At 52.7% G+C, this 4,629-nt stretch carries 3 protein-coding genes; all 3 read right to left on the bottom strand.

Annotated features, from left to right (window positions below; translation table 11 throughout):
- A partial coding sequence (locus V6D20_20930) for a hypothetical protein (GenBank protein HEY9818245.1) occupies positions 1-1,283 on the bottom strand: 1,283 nt, incomplete at its 3' end.
- Complete coding sequence (locus V6D20_20925) at positions 1,270-2,955, bottom strand: cyclic nucleotide-binding domain-containing protein (GenBank protein HEY9818244.1); 1,686 nt, start codon at positions 2,953-2,955, stop codon at positions 1,270-1,272. The genes V6D20_20925 and V6D20_20930, both read right to left, overlap by 14 nt.
- Before the next feature lie 60 nt (positions 2,956-3,015).
- Positions 3,016-4,452: a hypothetical protein gene (locus V6D20_20920; protein HEY9818243.1), complete on the bottom strand. Its 1,437-nt coding sequence runs from the start codon at positions 4,450-4,452 to the stop codon at positions 3,016-3,018.
- Positions 4,453-4,629: the final 177 nt, after the last annotated feature.

Here is a 4,629-nt window from a genome sequence, read left to right as displayed (position 1 = left end):
TGGGTCAACCGCCGTGAAATATAGACAGAGGCGACGATGCCAACCAGTAAGGATACAATACCAACGCTCATGACGCGTAAAAGAGCAGCACGGGTTTTTTGAGTGATAATGGAAATATTGACATCCGCCCCGGCCATGGCTATAACCTGCCCAGTCTCGTTCAAAATTGGAGCATAGGCCACCTTAAGCAATCCCCATTCTTCCCAGGGTGTAATTCCAGATAAGTAAACGCGTCCTGTAGATGCTACCCTTTCGACGCCATTAAACTCTTCCTCAGTCAGGTTTTCAACAAGGCCAATGGGAGTATGTTCTTCGCCTTCGGTGGCATCTAGAACGTAGGTAATAGTGCGATCGCCACTAACAATTTGGGTGTAAACATAGGTAAGATTTAGGCGACGATTAATCCGCCGCATGGGTTGCACATAGCCTTGATAGTCCGGCGTTGCTTCGCTGCGATAGCCGCTGGCAAAGTCTGTCTGAATAACCTGGGTGTTTAAGTTAACTTTAAAAAGTTGCTGGCTGCCAGCGATCAGCAACTGACGATCCGGTGTGACGTCAATCCCCAAGATCGGCTGTTGGGTCTTGGCCATCAGCTCGTCCATGAAGGGCAGGGGTAGGGGGGTGACGGTGGCTGGATCGATGGCGATCAGGGGCTGATCTTGGATGGTGGTGCCGTAGAGAATACCGCTGTTGATGCTCAGGGATCGCACAAAGGTCGGCAGGGTGCCGGTTGGGGTGACGGTGCCCGTGGTGGGATCAATCGTCGATAGGGATCGATGACTGCCGTATAGAATATCAGCGTCTTCATCGTAGGCAATGCCGGATACGGCGGTACTGAGCGGCAGCGATCGCGTATCGCCATGGTGAGGATCAATCGTGATTAACTGCTGACCAGCTCCATTCACGCCGTAGAGCAGATCCTCGTTGCTATGGTAGGTGATGTCGGTGAGGTTGTAGAGGCTGCTGGATTGCACGGGCAGGGCTTCCCCCGTGGTTAGATTAATCTCATACAGGTGGCCGCTGGCATCAAGACCATAGAGGCGGCGATCGCGACTATCGTAGGCGAGGTTGCGAATATCTATGGGACGGTAGATCGAGGCATGGACGTCGGGATCGACGAAGGAGGCTGTCACCGTACTCACGGCAAATAGCTTTTGGTCGAAGCCGCGCATGATTAACTGGCGAATATCAAAGTAGTGGCTGACGGCGATCACGGTGGAAATCAACGCCAGCAGCGGTGTGACGCCGAGCAGAATTAGGGTCTGTAGCTTAACGTTTGGCATGGGGTGGGACGGTGAGCTTGGTTTCTAGTAACTTAATGGCGATGTTCGGGTAGGTCTCGGCGGCCCGCAGCAGGGCGCTGGCCGATATCACTAGGGCATGGAGATACTGGGTTTTGGCCGCATGGGTGCGATCGCGTTGGCCATATAAACCGTCTTCGCCAAACCAGTCCCCCTCTATGCGATCGCCGGTATCGAGATAGACGGTGCCGGACACAATGTAATAGACGTGATCAGCAGGATCCCCAAGCTGGTAGAGCAGGGTATTGGTATACCGAACCTCGGTGGCGTCCCGTGCAATGGCTTCCAGCTCTCGGATGCTGAGGGCGGCAAAAAATCGTCCTCGCGATAGCTGGGCAATGCGTTCAATGAGATTCAGTTGATCTGGGATCTGGGTCTCGGATGGAGCGGATCGAAAGAGAAGCGCCATCACCGTGTCGCGAACCATACCACTCTGGGCAGACTGGTGCAGCATCTGTCGCAGGCGATCGCTGGCGTTGTCTTGCTGATCCCAGATGGCCTGAACTGCCGCCGCCCTCTCCAGCTCATGGGTACTGTTCAGCGATTGGTGGAGCACTTCCTCGGCGGAGTGATAGGGCTGGTCTCGTCCCACACGATGCAGGCGATCGCGGAAGTTGCGGGAGTCAAGCAAGGGCAGCAGCGCTTGAAAAATAGTGCGACTAACACCCTGCTCAATGGTTTCAATGGCATTACCGCGCTCTTTGAGGTTGTCGGATCGTAGAGAGGCTCGCAGCAACTCAAAGTCGGGGAGCCGTCCGCCTAAGGTCAACATTTCCAAAATAAAGCTAACCGCCGTTTCGCGGCCATCTTGATACATCAGGGTCAACACGGTTGCGCCGGGGCGTTGGTCTTGGGTGGTCTGAAGGATCGCTTGATGGTGCAGGAAGCGGTAGGCTTGCTCAATCTCTGTGGTAATCAACCGAGGAAAAATGGCTTCAAACTGGGCAAAGGCTAGACGGCTAATCGCCCGTGCGGCCATCGATCGCGCATCGTAGGGTTGCCCTGCATCCTGAAAGATGGCGATCGCCGCCGGTATAGCTTTCAAGCCAATCTGGAGCACCACATCTTCCGCCTGTCGTTTCTCTACCGGCGTGAGATGTTGGCTGAGGGTGAGCAAAGGCGATACGCAACTAGAGTCATTGATCTTAATCAACGACTCCATGGCGAGGCAGCGTTCATCGGCTGTTCCTACACGAATGGCTTGGAGCAGCGGCTGGAGCAATCGGCTAGACTCTTGGTCAGCTAGGTAGCGAATGGCATCGAGGGCTTCCCGGCGCAGCGATGTTGCAGAATGGGAAAGATAAGGTAGCAGTAGATTGGTATAGCGAGTCTGACGCGATCGCCCGAGGGCCCGAATAGCGGCCTGTTGCTCGGCCTCGGTGCCTTGAAGCATCCTATCGAGGTGCTGCAGAGCATGGCTGCGGGATTTGAGGCTCCAATCATTGAGCGATACGACGATCGCTGCCCCCCGCACATTAGCATCCTCTGACTCCAAGAGCGGATGCGCCGTCGTTGCACTAATTAAGTTGTTATAGCCCAATTCTTCCAGCAGGCTGAAATGGAGTGATACCTCTTGACAATCCAGCCATTTATAGAGCATGCGCACCACCTCATAATCTTGACTGCTGAGCATGAGGGAAAAAATAGGTTTCATCTGCCCCCATTGCTCTTGAGGCAAGGTGTTTAGATAGTTAAGCAGAGCCTGCACTGCGAGTCAGCGATCGTTGCACCACAGAATACGTAGAGCAGAGAGTAAGGTATGGGTCGGTAGGGTGGGCAATTCTAACACCAACTGTCGCGACTCTTGGGGGCTTAAGGTCAGCTTTGCCTGGCGGGCCAGGGAAAAGTCCAGCCATCCTTCCCGCAGCAGGGTCACCATGGCCCGCAGATAGTCTTCTCGCACAATCAGCACTAGGAGCCAAAAAATAACTACAAGTCCCAACCCTACAGTGGAGAGGGCGGCAGGGCTAAGCGATCGCGAAAAGATCAGCAAAAATCCGCCAATGACCACCGTCGCCATGGGTTCACAGAGACCCTCAATGAAGGTGCGTACTTGCTGTTTCACCTGGGCAGGAATGGCGTTAAACAGAAAGTTTTGGTTGTTGTATTCAATCGAGGTCAAAATACCCTGGTAGGCAAAAAATCCAAACAGAGCCGCCGGATATCCTCCTTGCAGTGAAAAGAGTAGGAAGGTGATTAAGTAAACAGCGGGCTGGATCAGCGCAACGTTGCGGACGCCAATGGAGAGCACCAAGCGGTTGAACAAAAATAGATTCACCCCAATATTGAACAGACTGGTGAGTAAAAACAGCAGGCCCAAGAGAGAGGCGAGCTGTTCGACGCTGCCTTGGGCTTCAAAGATATTCAGATAGAGGTATTCATTCAGGGTCGTAATAATCAGCGTGGTAAAGAAGATGCTGGTTAGCACCATGATGTAGCGCGATTGGGTGATGATCCCCACCACTTTTTTATTTTGCTGCCAAAAATTTTCGGTGGTGATCGCTTCCTCGGGCTCCTCATCCAATCGATGCAGGTTCTGCTTAATGTTGTACAGCACTGGGAAGGTGAGCAGGGCGATCGCTGCCCAGATTAGGAATAGGTATCGGGTGGCGATAACCTGGGCAAACACCGTGACGATGCCGCCACCGATGGAGGTGCCGAGGGCTGTGCCGCTGCTGAAGATGGGAAATAACCGTTTTCCATCTTGGATATCAAAGTAGCCATCGGTAAAATTCCAAAATAGGGAATAGAGCGCAATGTACCACAGCCAGGTATAGAGCTTGGCAACGTAAAAAATCCAGTCGGGAGCGTTTAAGCCAGTGCGGACTGAAAATAAGGTGAGGAGAAGAAAAAAACTGCTTCCGCCCATGATTAGCGCCAGCAGGGTGAGATTAAAGACTCGATCAATGCCATAGCGCCCAATTAAGTATGAGTAGATGGGCGTATAGACCATCATGACGACGGGCAGCAGTAGGTAAACGATGGGTAGGTTGACCGAGCCTACTTCTACGATAAAAAGGGCATCAGCAGTGCTGATGCCAATAGCTAAACCGGCTTGCAGCATGGCTCCAAGCAAGGTAAAGCGGATGACTTTCCCGAGTTCGCGATCGCGAATTTTCAGGGCACGCTGGAGAAAAGATTGGATAGCCATGCAGTTGCAGCCAAAAACCAGACACGGTATGAGAACAGCGATCGCTAGGTGCTAGATCTGGGATTCCATAAAATCCTCGACTCAGTTCTAGACAATCTAGAGTAATATACTTTAACCGTAGTTATACAGGTATAGCCTAAACTTGTGCGGTTAGGACGGAACATGAGGCGTCCTAAA

Source organism: Candidatus Obscuribacterales bacterium (assembly GCA_036703605.1).
Taxonomy (GTDB): Bacteria; Cyanobacteriota; Cyanobacteriia; order RECH01; family RECH01; genus RECH01.
Note: the sequence above shows the minus strand (reverse complement) of the source record. Positions and strands in the feature narration are given on the sequence as shown.

Excerpts from the sequence above, each read along its gene's own strand:
- V6D20_20925 (HEY9818244.1), bottom strand. The coding sequence starts at position 2,955 with ATGAAACCTATTTTTTCCCTCATGCTCAGCAGTCAAGATTATGAGGTG.
- V6D20_20920 (HEY9818243.1), bottom strand. The coding sequence starts at position 4,452 with ATGGCTATCCAATCTTTTCTCCAGCGTGCCCTGAAAATTCGCGATCGC.